The sequence below is a fragment of the Frankia sp. Allo2 genome, from assembly GCF_000733325.1.
GTDB lineage: Bacteria > Actinomycetota > Actinomycetes > Frankiales > Frankiaceae > Frankia > Frankia casuarinae.
The window spans coordinates 120,888-136,851 of record NZ_JPHT01000005.1; the positions used below are offsets into that span (position 1 = coordinate 120,888).

Annotated in this window: 14 protein-coding genes; 11 read left to right on the forward strand and 3 right to left on the reverse strand. The window is 69.0% G+C overall.

Features of this window, described 5'->3' with window-relative positions:
• Positions 1–185: 185 nt before the first annotated feature.
• From chrA to ALLO2_RS06085, 8 genes are all read left to right on the forward strand, one after another.
• Complete coding sequence (gene chrA, locus ALLO2_RS06050; protein ID WP_051868679.1) at positions 186–1,382, forward strand: chromate efflux transporter; 1,197 nt, start codon at positions 186–188, stop codon at positions 1,380–1,382.
• 181 nt (positions 1,383–1,563) lie between these two features.
• Positions 1,564–2,814 carry a cytochrome P450 gene (locus ALLO2_RS06055; protein ID WP_011436047.1) on the forward strand — a complete coding sequence of 417 codons (1,251 nt, stop codon included), beginning with the start codon at positions 1,564–1,566 and terminating at the stop codon, positions 2,812–2,814.
• Positions 2,815–3,115: 301 nt separating this feature from the next.
• Positions 3,116–4,132: a fatty acid desaturase gene (locus ALLO2_RS06060; RefSeq protein ID WP_011436046.1), complete on the forward strand. Its 1,017-nt coding sequence runs from the start codon at positions 3,116–3,118 to the stop codon at positions 4,130–4,132.
• Positions 4,133–4,144: 12 nt separating this feature from the next.
• Positions 4,145–4,402, forward strand: a complete 258-nt coding sequence (locus tag ALLO2_RS06065; RefSeq protein WP_011436045.1) for an acyl carrier protein — start codon at positions 4,145–4,147, stop codon at positions 4,400–4,402.
• Between the two features lie 5 nt (positions 4,403–4,407).
• A complete protein-coding gene (locus ALLO2_RS06070) occupies positions 4,408–5,310 on the forward strand; it encodes a class I SAM-dependent methyltransferase (protein ID WP_011436044.1) in 903 nt (300 codons plus the stop codon).
• Positions 5,307–6,617, forward strand: a complete 1,311-nt coding sequence (locus tag ALLO2_RS06075; protein WP_035730325.1) for a cytochrome P450 — start codon at positions 5,307–5,309, stop codon at positions 6,615–6,617. Before ALLO2_RS06070 ends, ALLO2_RS06075 begins: the two co-directional genes overlap by 4 nt.
• The gene (locus ALLO2_RS06080) at positions 6,614–7,429 is read left to right on the forward strand and encodes a thioesterase II family protein (RefSeq protein WP_023840902.1); all 816 of its coding nucleotides are present in this window, start codon (positions 6,614–6,616) and stop codon (positions 7,427–7,429) included. The genes ALLO2_RS06075 and ALLO2_RS06080 overlap by 4 nt, the downstream gene beginning before the upstream one ends.
• A 53-nt stretch (positions 7,430–7,482) precedes the next feature.
• Positions 7,483–9,219 (forward strand): fatty acyl-AMP ligase, encoded by a 1,737-nt coding sequence (locus ALLO2_RS06085; RefSeq protein WP_035730430.1) that lies wholly within the window; start codon positions 7,483–7,485, stop codon positions 9,217–9,219.
• 90 nt (positions 9,220–9,309) lie between these two features.
• Here ALLO2_RS06085 and ALLO2_RS23125 read toward each other — a convergent pair whose 3' ends face one another.
• From ALLO2_RS23125 to ALLO2_RS06100, 3 genes are all read right to left on the reverse strand, one after another.
• Positions 9,310–10,956 carry a fibronectin type III domain-containing protein gene (locus ALLO2_RS23125; protein ID WP_232234912.1) on the reverse strand — a complete coding sequence of 549 codons (1,647 nt, stop codon included), beginning with the start codon at positions 10,954–10,956 and terminating at the stop codon, positions 9,310–9,312.
• A gap of 521 nt (positions 10,957–11,477) precedes the next feature.
• Positions 11,478–11,672 carry a ferredoxin gene (locus ALLO2_RS06095; RefSeq protein WP_023840904.1) on the reverse strand — a complete coding sequence of 65 codons (195 nt, stop codon included), beginning with the start codon at positions 11,670–11,672 and terminating at the stop codon, positions 11,478–11,480.
• A gap of 43 nt (positions 11,673–11,715) precedes the next feature.
• Entirely contained in the window at positions 11,716–12,915 is a 1,200-nt protein-coding gene (locus ALLO2_RS06100; protein ID WP_035730327.1) for a cytochrome P450, read from the reverse strand.
• A gap of 558 nt (positions 12,916–13,473) precedes the next feature.
• Between ALLO2_RS06100 and ALLO2_RS06105 the strand changes: the two genes are divergently transcribed.
• The 3 genes from ALLO2_RS06105 (at position 13,474) to ALLO2_RS06115 (ending at position 15,929) form a co-directional block, all read left to right on the forward strand.
• Positions 13,474–13,722, forward strand: coding sequence for a hypothetical protein (locus tag ALLO2_RS06105; protein WP_035730328.1), 249 nt, complete (start codon positions 13,474–13,476; stop codon positions 13,720–13,722).
• Positions 13,723–14,026: 304 nt separating this feature from the next.
• Positions 14,027–14,287 (forward strand): hypothetical protein, encoded by a 261-nt coding sequence (locus tag ALLO2_RS06110; protein ID WP_011436036.1) that lies wholly within the window; start codon positions 14,027–14,029, stop codon positions 14,285–14,287.
• A gap of 148 nt (positions 14,288–14,435) precedes the next feature.
• Positions 14,436–15,929: a hypothetical protein gene (locus ALLO2_RS06115; protein WP_035730330.1), complete on the forward strand. Its 1,494-nt coding sequence runs from the start codon at positions 14,436–14,438 to the stop codon at positions 15,927–15,929.
• The last annotated feature ends 35 nt before the right edge of the window (positions 15,930–15,964 follow it).

Genomic DNA, 15,964 nt, shown 5'->3' on the forward strand with positions numbered 1-15,964 from the left:
CGAGCTGCCTGGCTCGCAGAGATGGTGGCCGCGACACACCCTCGCGGCCACCATCTCGCGGCCAGCCGGTCGAGTGCTTCAGTCGAGTGCTTCAGGGGAGGGAGGGTTCGTGGATCGGCGCCGACCCTGACCACCCGGCCGGGTGCCGCGAGGCCCGGGAATCCCCTCCCTCGGGGGAGGAGAGGATGTCAACCGTGGAGCTCGATGCGCCGTCCGCGGCCACCCCCGCTCACCCGAGCCTGCTCGCCGTGTTACGGGAATGGGGCCGGATCGGCTGCCTCGGCTTCGGCGGCCCGCCGACGCACATCGCGCTGCTGCGCCAGCTCTGCGTGGAGCGACGGCGGTGGCTGACCGCCACCGAATTCGAAGACGCCGTAGCGGTCTGTAACCTGCTGCCCGGACCGGCGTCCACCCAGCTGGCGATCTACTGCGCTTGGCGGCTCCGGGGCCGGCCGGGTGCGCTCGTTGGCGGGATCGCGTTCATCGTGCCAGGTCTGATCCTGATTCTCGCGCTGGCGGCGATCTTCCTCGCCGGCTCGCCGCCGCGGTGGGTGCGCGCCGCCGGCGCCGGGGCGGGTTCCGCGGTCGCGGCCGTCGCCGTCCAGACCGGCGTCGCGTTGCTGCCGGCAAGCTGGCGGCGGGCCCGCACGGTCAGCCGCCTGCGCTGGCCGTGCTACCTGGCCACCGGGGCGACGGCTGCCGCCGCTGTCGGCCCGTGGCTGGTGCTCGTCCTGCTCGGCTGCGGCGCGTTCGAGCTGGCCGCCCGCCGCCACCATCGGCCCGGCCGCCAGCCGGGCGCTGCCGCGCCACCCATGCCCTTGCTCGCCGCCGCGGCAACCGGCACCGGCGGGCTGCTCGCGCTGATCTGGGTTGCCTTCAAGGTTGGTGCCCTGTCCTACGGCGGCGGCTTCGTCATCATCCCGCTGATGCAGACCGACGCGGTCGACCACTATCACTGGATGACCGCCGACCAGTTCCTCAACGCGGTCGCGCTCGGACAGATCACCCCCGGCCCCGTCGTGCAGACCGTCGCCGCCGTCGGGTACGCGGCAGCCGGGATTGGCGGCGGGCTACTGGCCGCAGCCGTCGCCTTCGGTCCGTCGTTCGCGTTCATCCTGCTCGGCGGTCCCCACTTCGCCCGGCTGCGGGCCGAACCGCGAATCCGCGCCTTCCTCGATGGCGCCGCCCCCGCCGCGGCCGGCGCCATCCTCGGCTCCGCCATCCCGCTAGCCGGCGCGCTCGACCGGCCCTGGCAGTATGCCACCCTCGGCGGCGCCATGATCCTCCTGCTGCCCCTGCGCCGCGGCGTCGTTCTCACCCTGCTCATCGCCGCCGCGGTCGGGGTGGTCGTCACCGCCGCCGGCGGGCCTCTCCCNCNATGAGGGAGAGGCCGGNCGGCCTTCTCNGTCTCCTCGTCCTTCCCGTCCTTCCCGTTCTTCTCGTCGTCCGTTCGCGTTCCCTTCATCGGGAGTCCGGTTCGCCCTGCAAACGTCCTTCACGGTCGCACGCAGCGGCGGCGGCGCGGCTGCGGGGTCACCGACCACCGGAAGCGAGGAGCTGACAATGGATGCCGATTCCCCGTCCGGTGCGGCCGCGGTCGGCACGCCGCCGGCCTTCGGCGCGTTCGATCCGGCCCGACGCCATGATCCCTACCCCAGCTACCACGCCCTACGGGAGGCGGATCCGTTCTACCGTCTGCCGCTGGGCGCCCAGCAGGTCACGCTGCTCACCCGCTACCAGGACTGCATGCACGTTCTGCAGGACGCCGCCTGGGGCCGGGGTGAGGGGGGAACCAACGCCTGGCGTTCCGCCAACAGCTTCGACGGCGGGCTGCGGTCGCTCCTCGGCGTGAACCCGCCCGATCACACCCGGCTGCGCGGGCTGGTCAGCAAGGCGTTCACTCCCCGGGTCATCTCCGGGCTGCGGCCACAGATCACCGTCCTGGTCGAGTCGCTGCTCGACGCCGCGCTCGCGGCTGGCGAGGTGGATCTGATCGACGCGTTCGCCCGTCCCCTTCCCCTGAGAATCATCTGCGATCTGCTGGGTGTGCCCGTGCGGGACGAGGAGACGTTCCGGGCCTGGGGAACCGCCCTCACCCGCGGCCTCGATCCGGACTATCTGCTCACACCCGACGAGCTGGCCCTGCGAGGGAAGGCCACCGTCGAGTTCGACGCCTACTTCACGGATCTGATCGCGGCCAGACGGGCTCGGCCGACCGACGACCTGCTCGGTCTTCTCGTGGCGGTGCGGGAGCAGGGTGACAGCCTGACCGAGGCCGAACTGCTGGAGCTGTGCGCTCTGCTGCTGGTCGCCGGGTACGAGACCACGATCAACCTGATCGGCAACGCGGTGCTCGCCCTGCTGCGTGACACCGACCAGCTCACCGCGCTGCGGGCCGACCCCGACCTGGCGCCCGCACTCGTTGACGAGACGCTGCGCCACGACCCGCCCGTCCAGTTCGTCGGGCGTCTCGCGCTGCGTGGCACCGAGGTCGCCGGGCACTCCTTCGCCGCGGGCGAGGTCGGCGTCATCATGCTGGCCGCCGCCGGGCGGGATCCGCGGACCTTCGCGGAGCCGGACCGGTTCGACATCCGCCGGTACGCCGGGCCGACACCCGCCCCCCGTCATCTCGGCTTCGGGTTGGGGATCCACTACTGTCTCGGCGCGCCGCTCGCCCGACTGGAGGCGGAGATCGCCCTGCAGGCACTCGTGCGCCGGGCCGGTAGCCTCACGCCGGCCAGCGACCCTCCCTCCTATCGCCCGCATCTGGCCGTGCGTGGCCTGGAGACACTCCCCATCCGGCTGTCGCCCTGACCATGCGGTGTCGCCCTATGACGGTGCTGGGCGACACCCCGCACTACCGCGGCACCCGCACTACCGCGGCATCCGCACTACCGCGGCATCCGCACTACCGCGGCATCCGCACTACCGCGGCACCCGCACTATCCGTGGGCCGGAGAGCCGGCGGGTGCGGCTCAGCAGCGGACGATAACGAAACACAATCTCACGATCGATTACTCCGGCGCATGTTCCGGAACCGGCCACGACGGCTGTTACGATCGGAAAAGTTCGGGCCGACGACCCATCCGCAGCCCTCCGGAGGAGGCGGTCGAGAATGGCTGGCTTCCAGCCTGCAACGCACATTCCTGAAACCGGGTACTCTGAAAACGGGTACGGAGCCGATGGATCCACTCCCCGCCGGAAGACGATCAGCAATTCCTACCTGCATCGCCTGCAGCGCCGGCACTTCCTGCTGTTCGACGTCCTCCCGATTGCCGGCACCGCCGCCGCCATCGCGTTTCTCGCGGTACATCCGATCGGGGCCACCGAACTCGCCCTACTCTTCTCGATGTGGCTCCTGACCGGTCTGGGCATCACCGTCGGCTATCACCGGCTCTTCACGCACCGCGCGTTCAAGGCGGCGCCGGCCGCGGCGGCCGCGCTCGCGGTACTCGGCTCGATGGCCGGCCAGGGCGGCGTGGTGTCCTGGGTCGCTCTGCACCGGCGGCACCACGAGTGCAGCGATCGCGACGGAGACCCGCACTCGCCGAATCTCGCCGGCAACGGTCTGAAGGGCCGGCTCCGCGGCCTGGCCCACTCGCACTTCCTGTGGATGCGCCGCCACGAATATCCCAACGTCGTCCACTACGCGCCGGATCTGATCAAGAACCGCGCGCTGGTCCGGGTGGCCCGCCTCTACTACTACTGGGTGACGCTCGGGCTTCTGCTCCCGGCGCTCGTCGGTGGCCTCGTCTACCAAAGCTGGACCGGGGCGGTGAGCGGCTTCCTCTGGGGTGGTCTCGTACGGATGTTCGTCCTCGAACACGTCATCTGGGGGATCAACTCCTTCCTGCACATGTTCGGCACCCGCCCCTACGAGTCCCGGGAGAACAGCAGGAACGGCGGGATCTTCGCCCTGCTGAGCCTGGGCGAATCGTGGCACAACAATCACCACGCGTTCCCCGATTCGCCCTCCTTCGGGCTGCGGTGGTACCGCCTCGATCCGGGTTACTGGCTCATCAGGCTGCTCGCGGTCAGTGGCCTCGCCTGGGATGTCAAACTTCCGTCCGAAGAGCGGATGGCGGCGAAGCGCATCGCCGCCAGAAGATCCGCTCCGAGTACCGCGGTATAAGGAGCGAGCACGGTGGAGCCAAGCAGGGAAGAGATTGTCACCTGGTGCCAGGAGTATGTCGCGGGTCTCCTCGAGATACCCGCGGAGGAGGTCGATCCGGACGCGGACTTCGATCGACTGGGAATCGATTCCGCCCTCGCCGTCTCCCTGCTGATCGAGGTTGAGGAACGCTACGGCGTCGACCTACCGCCCGAGGCGTTGTTCGAGAACCCGAACCTCAACGCGGTCGCCACGTACCTGCACACGCAGCTCCCGCGGCACGTGGCATAGTCGTCATGGCCACCTCGGTCGGACACGATCGGACGGTCGGAGCGGCGGCGGCCATCCGCCACCACTACGACGTCGGAAATGATTTCTACCGGCTCTGGCTGGACCGCTCGCTGACCTACTCCTGCGCGCTGCGGGAAGGCGCGGACGACACCCTGGAAACAGCCCAGGAAAGGAAGCTGCGGTTCCACCTGGACGCGATTCGCGCCGACCGCGCCGAAAGCGTTCTGGACATCGGCTGCGGGTGGGGCTCGATCCTGGGGCGACTGGCGGAAACGCACGGGGTGCGACGCTCCGTCGGTCTCACCCTCAGTGCGGAGCAGGCGGCCTTCGTCCGGTCCCGCGGCTATCCCGGTGTCGAGGTGCGCACGGAGAACTGGGCGCACTACGAACCCGGCACCCGGTTCGACGGGATCATCTCCATCGGTGCCTTCGAGCACTTCGCCGGACCCGACGACTCGTCCGCCGAGAAGATCCGCCTGTACCGGGAGTTCTTCACCCGCTGCCACGGCTGGCTGAAGCGGGACGGCGTGTTGTCGCTGCAGACGATCGCCTACGCGAACATGTCCCGCGAGAACGCGAGCGCCTTCATTCAGCAGGAGATATTTCCGGCGGCGGATCTGCCGACGCTCACGGAGATCACCGCCGCGGCGGAGGGTGTCTTCGAGATCCAGTCGGTGCACAACGGTCGGCTCGACTACGCCTGGACATGCGAGGAGTGGGCCCGCCGACTGCGCCGACACCGCGAGGAGGCCGTGGGTGTCGTCGGACCGGAGGTGGTCGCCCGGTACGAGCGTTACCTGAAGCTGTCCGCCCTGGGGTTCCGGATGGGAAAGATCTGCCTGCTCAGGCTCGTCCTTCAGCCCTTCGGGAGCGGATACTTCGAGGGCCGCGGGGTGCGGGCGGGATGAGCACGGGCGGGATGACGTCCCCGACACCCAGCACCGCGACCGCCGACACCGCGACCGCCGACACCGCGACCGCCGAAGCCACCCGGGCACCGATCCGCTTCAACCCCTTCGGCGCCGAGTTCCGGCGCAGTCCGTACCCGCTCTATGCGCGGCTTCGAGGCGCGCAGCCCGTCCACCGGACGCTGGGCATGTGGGTGCTCACGCGGCACGCCGACGTGCGCGGTGTCCTGCACGACCGGACGTTCAGCGCCGGGCTCATCCCCCAGCTGGTCAGCCGGCAGGCGTCGCGGCTGTCGCGGGACGACGTGGCGCGGATCGGGCGGCTGGCGACCAAGTCGCTCGTCTTCACCGACAACCTCGACCACGCCCGGCTGCGTGGCCTGGTGAACCGGGTATTCACGGCGCAGGCGGTCGCCGAGCTGCGCCCCCGCGTCCACGAGGTCGCGGAGCGGCTGGTGCGGCGAGCCTGGGACGACGGCGGCATGGACGTCGTCGCCGATCTCGCGGGGCCCCTACCGCTCACGGTCATGTGCGACTGGATGGCCCTTCCGGACAGCCTGCGCGAGCGCGTCGGGCCTTGGACGCATGACATCCGCTTCCTGCTCGAGCCGGGGCTGATGAAGACCGAGGACTTCACCCGGGTATCCGACGTCGTCGAGACATTCGCGCAGGCCCTGGACGACGTGGTCACCGAACGCCGGTCCCGGCCGGGTGACGATCTGATCAGCCGGCTGCTCGCCGCGCGGACGGCCGGGGGCGACCGGCTCAGCGATGAGGAAGTCGTCTTCGTCTGCATCATGTGCTTCGTGGCCGGCAACGAGACCACGAAATCCCTCATCGGCAACGGTCTCCTCGCGTTGCTCCAGCACCCGGATCAGGACGCGCGCCTGCGCCGTCGGCCGGAGCTGCTGGGCGGCGCCGTCGACGAGGCTCTGCGCTACGACAGTCCCCTGCAGCTGACCAAGCGCGTCGCGACGCGCGAGGTCGAGATCGACGGAAGCCGGATCCGGGCAGGCGATCAGGTTCTGCTGTGCCTCGGCGCCGCGAACCGCGACCCCGCGGTGTTCAGCCGGCCGGACGAGTTCGACATCACCCGCGACGCACGAGGGCATCTCGCCTTCGGCCACGGGATGCACGGGTGCCTGGGCGGGATTCTGGCGCAGTTGCAGGCCCAGGTCGCCCTTGATCGGTTGTACCGGCGAGCCGAACGCCTGGAACTCCTGGTCACGCAACCCGACTGGCAGGATCACAGCTTCATCGTCCGCGGGCTGAAGCAGCTTCCGGTCTCGGTGCGGGGTGTCGGGTGACGGGCACCGGGGTATCGGGCACCGGGGTATCGGGCACCGGGGTATCGGGCACCGGGCTGACGGGCACCGGGCTGACGGGCACCGGGCTGACGGGCCGGACGTGGCTGCGGTACGAACCGACGGATGCCGCCGTGCGGCTCATCTGCCTCCCGCACGCCGGTGCCGGAGCCAGTTCCTTCGCCAGATGGCTTGGGCTGTTCCCGTCGACCGTCGCGGCGGTGCGGGTCCAGCTGCCCGGTCGTGAGGACGTGGTGGCCGAGCCCGCGCTGCGCCTGGTGCACGATGCCGTCGACGCGTTGCTACCACAGGTGACCCGGCTGATCGACCCGCCCGTGGCGTTGTATGGCCACAGCATGGGAGCACTGGTCGCCTTCGAGCTGGCCCGCGCGCTGAGTGCGGCGGGTATCCCNCCGGTGCATCTGTTCGTCTCCGGCCGCCGGGCGCCACACCGGCCCGCCAGCAGGGCACCGATCCATCACCTGCCGGACGACGCGCTCGTTGCCGCGCTGAAGACGATGGGTGACACGGGGGGCTCACATCGGAGTGCGGCCTTCCTGCGCTACACGCTACGGCTCACCAGAGTCGATCTGACGCTCAGCGAGGAGTACGCGTACCGCTCCGAACCCAGGCTGCGCTGCCCGATCACGGCCTTCTACGGAACCGCGGACCCGGTTGTCGACCTGGCCGAGATCGAAGCCTGGCGGGACGAGACGGACGCGGCCTTCGCGGTCCACACCTTCCCGGGCGATCACTTCTTCCATCAACGCCACCGGGTGGCCATCGCGGCGCGCATCGCCGCGGCGTTGGAATGAGCTCCGTCGAGCCGCTCCCGGGGCGGGAGGGAAAGTCGAGGGAAGGAAAAAGGGTGCCGCACGCGACATTGCTGCCGGAAGTCCTACAGAACCGCGCCGCCCGCCAGCCGGCCAGGCGGGCCTACGTGTTCGTGGATGAACACGAGGCGGAAAAGGCGGTACTGACGTACGGCGACCTGCACGCGCGGGCGNTCGCCGTGGCCGGGGAGCTGATCCGGCGCTGCCGGCCCGGCGACCGGGCGCTGCTGCTCTTCCCGCCGGGTCTGGATTTCATCGTCGCCTACTTCGGCTGCCTCTACGCGCAGGTGATCGCGGTCCCCGTCAACCCCCCGCGCAGGAACCTGATCCAGGACGCGACCCGGAGCATCATCAAGGACTGCGAGCCTTCGGCCGTGCTCACCGTCGGCGCGATGGTCGAGCACATCAGGCCCGTCGTGGAATCGATCCGTGGCCCCCTCCCCTGGCTGCCGGTCGACCAGGTGGCGGACGAGACGAACGAGACGGACCAGGCGGGCACGAGCTTCCGCCCCCGGCCCTGTCCGCCGGATTCCGTCGCCTTCCTTCAGTACACCTCCGGTTCCACGTCCGATCCGAAGGGGGTCATGGTCTCCCACCGGAACCTCGCCGCGAACCAGGAGATGATCCGGCGCGCGTTCGACCACGATCAGGACTCGACGTTCGTCGGCTGGGCACCGTTCTTCCATGACCAGGGGCTGATCGGCAACATCCTGCAGCCGCTCTACCTCGGGGCGACCAGCATCCTCATGGCGCCGATGACGTTCATCCGGTGGCCCCTGCGCTGGCTGTCGGCCATCTCCCGGTACCGGGCCCACACCAGCGGCGGGCCCAACTTCGCCTTCGATGTCTGCGTCGCACGGGCCGCCCGGGGGGATGTGCCGGACCTCGACCTCAGCTGTTGGAAGGTCGCGTTCAACGGGGCCGAGCCCATCCGTCACGAGACCCTGCGCCGGTTCTCGGCGATCTTCGCGCCCCACGGGTTCGACGAGAAGGCGTTCTACCCGTGCTACGGCCTGGCCGAGGCGACCCTGCTCGTGACCGGCAGCCGGAAGGGCCGCGGTCCCCGCGCCCTCGAGGCGGACGTCGAGGCGCTCGGTCACCGGCGCTATGTGCCGGCATCGGGCGGACGCGGCCGGAGTCTCGTCGGATCCGGGCTCGTCCTCCCGGAGGAGGAGCTCCGGATAGTGGACCCCGAAACGGGACGCCCGTGCCCCGCGGACGAGGTGGGCGAGATCTGGGTCTCCGGCGACCAGGTGGCGCAGGGATACTGGCGCCGCCCGGAGGCGACGGCCGAGGTGTTCCACGCCGAGTTCGACGGCGAGACCGGCCGGGCTTACCTGCGCACCGGCGATCTCGGCCTGCTGGTCGACGGCGAGGTCTACGTCGTGGGCAGGCTGAAGGACCTGGTGATCATTCGGGGCCGGAACTACTATCCCCACGACATCGAGCTCACCGTCCAGTCGGCCCACCCCGCGTTGCGCCCCGGCGGGTGCGCCGCGTTCTCGGTTCCCGGTGCCGACAGCGAGAAGCTGGTCGTCGTGCAGGAGATCAGGGACGAGCAGCGCCTCACCGCCGACGCGAGGGACGTCGCTGCGTCGATCCGGGCGGCGGTGACGCGGGAACACGACCTCTCGGTGAACGACCTCGTGCTGGCCCTGCCGGGCCGGCTACAGAAGACCAGCAGCGGCAAGATCATGCGAGCCGCGGCCAGGAACCGCTACCTGGCGGCCGGGTTCGAGATCTGGGAACCGGGGATGTCCTCCGTCGCCTGACGGATCCGCCGGTCCGCCTGGCGGAATGCCGCCAGGAAAGCCGGACCGCGGCCCGGCGGCTACGTGCGCCGCCGGGCCGCGGGCGCGGACCTACCGCCGCAGCGCGGCGGCGGGAACGGACTCGGGTCGGTAGGTGGCGATGATCTTGCAGAAGTCGAACGGGTTCTGCTCGACGTAGGTGCACTTCGCCAGGTCGTTCCCGTTGAAGTCGGCGCATTCGGGCAGGCGGCCCTGGTTGTAGTCCCGGGTGGCGTCCCAACCGGAGACGGCGCCGATGTTGTGGGTACGGGCGAACTCCACGAGCCGGCGCATGTGGTCCAGCGTGAAGATCCGGCCGTTGATGTGGCGGCCGAACATCGGGCAGGCGCCGATCCGCCGCCAGACCTTCTGCTCGTCCCAGTCGCGCCAGGCCCCGGCGATGTGCGTGAACATGCCGTTAAGCGCGATCACGCAGCACTCATAGGCGTCCGAGGGGGCCGTCTGGCCGAACTCCATCAGCATGCCGTTGATCAGCGATGGCTGGACGCCCGCGTCGGCGAGCAGATGCAGCAGACGCACCCCGTCGGGGTTGAAACCCACCAGGCTGCCGGGAGCGCCGTCGACGGGAAGCGTGTAGGAGATCTTCAGGCCGGGGTAGGCCGGGAGCACCTGGGAGATGGCGGCGACGTGCCGCTCCAACCCCGCCCGGTTCTGGATGAACGCTCCCTCGAAGTCGAAGTCGACATGGCTGACCCCGTAGTTCGCGAGGATCGCCCGATACGTCGCCACAATCTTGGAAACGTCGGTCTCCACATCCTCCAGAGGGACGTTGGAAGCACCCCCGAAGGAGAGGATGACCTTCCCGCCCTGCGCGGTGAACGCGGCGAAGTCCTCCTTGCCAAAATCGCCTGTCGCGGCCTCCCCGTAGCTCGGATAGCCGCCCCAGTACACCTTCTTGTCGCCGCCCGGCTGCGCCACCAGGAAGCCGACGAAGAAACTGTCGATTCCGGACAGGGAGCCGTATTCGGCGAGCTTCGGGTTCGGCCATGCGGTGTAGTCGACGAAGGGCGCTCGCGGCGCATCCCAGGTACCGGGGTCCGGGAGGGGGGCGGTAGTCGACGCGGCTACCTCCTCGGACAGCTCCGACCGGTTGCCGCTGACGTCGAACGCGCGGACCCGCAGAATGTACTCCGTCAACGAGTTCAGCCCCGACACCGTGGCCTCGGCGGCGGTGGTCGCCAGGACACGGGGTTCTCCACCCGGAGTCCGGTAGAACACCTCGTAGCCCGCCACCGCGATGTTGTCCGTGGACGGATCCCAGGTCAGGTGCAGGCTGTGCGGCGCCCAGCCGGTGATGCGCAGCTTCTCCGGCACCGTGGGCGGATCGGTGTCCTCGGGTGGGTTGGCGTTCTCCCCGTTGACCGTGAAGCCGTTCGGCAGCAGGGCGGGATCCGAGCCGGCGCCCGTACCACCGTTCTGCATCGCGAGGGTGAACTCCTGCGATCCCCTCGCCTGGATGATCTTCCGTTCGGACACCAGGCGGCCAGTGACGACGTCAGTCGGCCGATCAACTGGGTTGAACACCAGTCCGTAAACATTCCGGATGAGCCGGGGCGCGGCGAACGTACAGGATATCTCCGGATCCACCACGTCCTCGGTGGAGTAGTTGGAGATGGTCACCTTGAAGTTGGCCCAATGTTCGGTTCCGTTGGGCAGCCACTCCGCTGACGCGAACACAAGACCTTNCGAATCCGACACAGTCTGTCTCCTCCGAGGGTTTTGTCGGGTTCAGCCGGCATATCAGCGTGGCACCGCTAAGGAGACGTTACTCCGGACGCGGGACTGATATGACGCGACCCCAAGATATACGCCGCCGTCTCGGTGGACGTGCGGACGCGCCCGTNGGCTCATGGACCACCTTCGGCCGAGCGGGCCTACGGAAATTCTCGGTCGGGAAAGCCCCCAAAACCGGAAGCACGGTACCCCTGGAACACGGCGGTCCGGAACACGGCGGTCCGGAACACGGCACCCCGGAACACGGCACCCCGGAGCGGCACGGAACCACGCATCAGGGTCTTGATGCGCCGCGATCCGTCAGCTCATCAACCTATTATGATCAGCGGAGACCGGATCTCGCCCGCCATCCGGACGTGCGCCCGATGACCCCGGTCGCGACGCATCGGAGGTGCCATGTCCACGCCCCCGGGATCCACGCCGCCCACGGATGGCTTCACCAGCAACTGCACCGCGTGACGCCCGCCGGGCGGCCGACCCGTTCGTCAGTCGTCCAGCACGCGCAGCGCCTTCGACGGACACAGCGCGACCGATCGGCGCACAGCGTCCAGCCGACCGGCGGCGACCTCTTCGATCAGGGTGACGACGAGGCCGTCGTCACCCTGATCGAAGACCTCCGGCGCGGTCATCACGCACATCCCAGCGCCGACACAGACGGCGCGATCAGCGACAATCTTCATGCGACACCCTCCTGTTCCGCCCTCTTCCACCAGGGACCGGGTCTCACCAGGTGACCGGGAGTGCGTGCAGCCCGTGTACGACATGATGGGCACGGAACGCGACCTGTTCGTAGGGCACGGCCAGCGCGAGATCGGGGAAGCGTCGCAGCAGCGCGGGGAACGCGATGCGCATCTCCATCCGGGCCAGCGGCGCTCCCAGGCAGTGGTGCACGCCGTGGCCGAAAGCGACGTGGCCGGGAGCGCCACGGGTGATGTCGAGCCGGTCCGGATCCCCGACGAGAGCCGGGTCTCGGTTGGCCGCGGGTAGCGCCAGGAGCAGTTGTTCGCCCGCCGGGATGCGGTGACCGGCGATCTCCACCTCGGTCGTCGTCGTGCGGGGCACACCGGAGGGCACGATGGACAGCCACCGCAGCAGTTCCTCGACGGCGGGCTCGACCTGGGCCGGATCGTCGCGGACCATGGCGAGCTGGTCGGGATGGCGCAGCAGCGCCAGGGTGCCGAGAGCAAGCATGTTCGACGTCGTCTCGTGCCCGGCGACCAGCAGCAGCGAGGCGATGCCGACCAGCTCGGCGGTGCTCAGTTCGTCGCCGTGCTCGCGCACCAGCATGCCCAGCAGGTCCTCGCCCGGGGCCGCCTGCGCCCGCGTGACCAGCCCGGCCATGTACGCACGGGCCTCGCGCTGCAGGGCCAGCCGCTGCTCGATCGGCAACGAGGCGTCGATCTGCCGGCGGGTGCGCTGCTGGAACTCCGCGCGGNCGGAATACGGCACCCCCAGCAACTCGCAGATCACCAGCGACGGCACCGGAAGCGCGAAGGTCGCGACCAGATCGGCAGGCCGGCCGGCCCGTTCCACCTCGTCGAGCGCCGCGTCGACGATGTCCCGGATCCGCGGCTCCAACCCGCGCATCCGGCGCACGGTGAACTCCGGGGTGAGCATCCGGCGCAGCCGGGTGTGATCTGGCGGATCGAACGCGAGCATCTGCCCCGCCCGCAGTTCGGCGATTTCCTCATCACTCAGGACGGGACCGCCAGGACCTACGACCCACTGATTGACGTTGCTGAACCTGCCCGGATCCGCGAGTATCTCGCGGACGTCCTCGTACCGGCTGACCAGATACGCGGGTATCCCGAACACGGTGACAACGCGGCAGACGCCGTCGGTGTCCCGGATCCGGACGAGTTCCTCGATCGGATCGAACTGCGCTCGCCGTATATGCAGCGGAACTATCGGTGCCGCNGCCATCGCCTGTCCACCCTTCGTCGTTCACGCGGGACCTCGGACACCGACGACGCTACCATCCACGCGAAAAATTGCTGTCGTTTGAACGGACCGCATCCGGATATCCACCGCCGAAGATAGCCCCAAGGAAGAGAACATCCATCAACAAGTGGATCGGCATTGTTCGACACGTCAGTATTATTTTATATTTTTTGACAAAATTCACCATAGTTCAATATTGTCTACCATTTTTGATTTCCCATCTATCGCCATCGGGAAAAATGCCATGGTGAATCATCCGTAGAGAATCGGCCTTCCCCACGCCAGGCTCGCGCCCGGGCGCNGATGATGATCCGACCACCCGCCGAGTGGGCCTGGACCGGTCAGATCGACCGAGGACAAGATCCGTGTTGCGGAGGGTAACCGCGGCTCCTACAGTTCGGTAGTACCACCGGATGCCGCGGAATCCGCGCCCTCCGGTGAGTTCTGACCCCGCCCCGCGCCGGCCGATTCCTCGCCACCGGCCGGTGCCCACATCCTGCGTCATGACGGGTACCGAGCGACACACAGGGGAGCCAGAAGATGAGGGACCGCAGGGAGACAGACGTCGTCGAGCTGGCGCAAGAACACGCGGAGCTGCTGCCCGAGCGCATGACCCTGGCGGCGATCGAGATAAACCGCACCGAGTTCGACCCCACCTTCTACCCGGTCGGCTCGCCGGGCAGCAACAATGCCCAAATCGATAATCATCCGGAGCCGCAGACCGCCTACAGCGACGGAGCGTTCGTCAAGNCCATCGCCAACAGCTGGAACCGCATCGAGCAGTGGTGAACTCCGGAACGATTCTGCTCCTCACGCCGGTCTCCCCGGCCGGGTAACCGCACCCGACCACGTTCTCCCGAGGTCGCCAAGGGCACCGTGCACCCGCGGCCACCGGCCGGCCGACTATCCTTCGGCCGGCCGGAAGGCATGCCCTCGCCTCGGTCAGGCCGATCCGAGAAGGCCAGCCGAAGTTTCGACCGACGCTGGCACGACCGTGACACACCTTGTGCAGGTGCTGGCCACCAGGTTGAGCGGTGGCTAGCGTTCCCACCGCCCGAATATCCGAGGCAACTCAGATCGGTGGGAAACAAGGATGAACGATATCACGGGCAACTGCGCCGGCGAGCTGAATGGAGAACTGTTCTTGGAATGGGCGGAACTACTACCCGAACGGACGACTCTCGCCGCGGTCGAGATCGGTCGGAAGGAGTTTGACCCAACCTTCTTTCCGGTCGGCTCCCCCTGGTCGAAAATGGCACAGATCGACGCTCATGCGGAGCCGCAGGTCGCCGGTGGATTCCTGCCCATTCTCATCACACTGGTACCGAGCATCAACATCATCATACAGAAATAACACCGACCGCTTTACCGCTTTACCGCTTTACCGCTACGACCGACAGATACACCGCCGGATTCCTCCGGGGTGGTCACCCGGCCGGCCGCCGGTCGACGGACCGGCGGCCGGCTTCCCGCCAGTTCATGACAATGAGGATGGGACGCAGATGACCGAGTCCACCCGGTCGTCCACCCGGCCGACAACGATGCCGCCGGTGCCTTCCAAACCGGACCGGACGCCCGACCTCACCGATATCACCGGCGTCACCGATATCACCGGCGTCACCGGCGTCACCGATCCGACGGGCGTTCCCGGGCCGACCGAGGTACCCGCCAGACCGAGCCGGGCCGACGGCCTGGCGCTACTCGGCGAGTTCACCGGGTCGGGCCTGGCCCGACCCGTCTTCCTGGCCCGCCGCGCCGACGGTCAGGTCGTCGCACTCACCGAACTGCTCGCGCACATCCTCGAAGCGGCGGACGGCGCCCGCGACGTCGCCGCGATTGCCGACCGGGTCACGGTGGTCTGCGCCCGCCGGATGAGTGGCGCCGACGTCGCGTACCTCGTAGCGGATCGGCTCATGCCACTCGGCCTGATCGCCAGCGAGAACGGCGTCACCCCGGCACCACGGGCGAAGGCGCTGTTCACACTCGCAGCCCGGCACACCCTGCTACCCGCGCCGGCCGTGCACCGGGTCAGCCGGGTGTTCGCGATGCTGTTCCGGCCAGCGGCCGTGGCCCTGCTGCTGGCCCTGCTGGTGGTCACCGACGTGTGGACGTTCGGCCGGCACAGCGTCCGAGACAGCGCGGCGGAGGTGCTCGCGACCCCGGCGCTGATCCTGGTGGTGGTCGGCCTGGCCCTCGCCGGCGCACTGTTCCACGAATGCGGGCACGCCGCGGCCTGCCACTACGGCGGTGCCCGCCCGGGAGTCATCGGTTTCGGCATGTACCTGGTGTGGCCGGCCTTCTTCACCGACGTCACCGACTCCTACCGGCTGAGCCGGCTCGGCCGGCTGCGCACCGACCTCGGCGGCATCTATTTCAACGGACTGTTCGTTCTGCTGCTCGCCGGGGCTCTCGCGCTCACCCACGCCGGTGTGCTGGTGACCGCCGTCGTCCTTGTCCACCTGGATGCCATGCGCCAGCTTGCGCCCTTCGTCCGGCTCGACGGCTACTACATCGTCAGCGACCTGGCCGGGGTACCGGACCTGTTCAACCGGATGGGGCCGGCGCTACGCGCGACGCTGCCACGGCGGCGCAACCGCGTCCCGCGCGGGCGGCCTGCCCGATCAGCAGGACGGAGCCGACCGGACGGGCTGACCCCGCCGGACATCCGAAGCCGACCGGACGGGCTGACCCGGCCGGCCCGGATCGTGGTGACCGCCTGGGCGCTGCTCGCGGCGCCGCTGATCCTGGTGAACCTGGTCGTGCTCATGGTCTCGGTTCCGNTCGTGCTTACCCGGACGACCCGGGCCATGTGGGACTATCTCGGGCTGGCGGGCCGGGCGACCCGTGACGGGAAGCTGGTCACCGCATTCGCGGAGGTCGTCTCCGCGCTGCTGGTCGCGCTGCCGGCCGGCGGGATGCTGTTCGTGCTGTTCCTGCTCGCCCGGGGCGTGCTACGGGCGGTCCGGGCGCACCGGGAAGGCTGCCGACGCGGGTAACGGCCTCCCGCCGGCCAGCTCGCGACGGCACCACC

Excerpts from the sequence above, each read along its gene's own strand:
- ALLO2_RS06075 (WP_035730325.1), top strand. The coding sequence starts at position 5,307 with ATGAGCACGGGCGGGATGACGTCCCCGACACCCAGCACCGCGACCGCC.
- ALLO2_RS06110 (WP_011436036.1), top strand. The coding sequence starts at position 14,027 with ATGAACGATATCACGGGCAACTGCGCCGGCGAGCTGAATGGAGAACTG.
- ALLO2_RS06055 (WP_011436047.1), top strand. The coding sequence starts at position 1,564 with ATGGATGCCGATTCCCCGTCCGGTGCGGCCGCGGTCGGCACGCCGCCG.
- ALLO2_RS06070 (WP_011436044.1), top strand. The coding sequence starts at position 4,408 with ATGGCCACCTCGGTCGGACACGATCGGACGGTCGGAGCGGCGGCGGCC.
- ALLO2_RS06060 (WP_011436046.1), top strand. The coding sequence starts at position 3,116 with ATGGCTGGCTTCCAGCCTGCAACGCACATTCCTGAAACCGGGTACTCT.
- ALLO2_RS06095 (WP_023840904.1), bottom strand. The coding sequence starts at position 11,672 with ATGAAGATTGTCGCTGATCGCGCCGTCTGTGTCGGCGCTGGGATGTGC.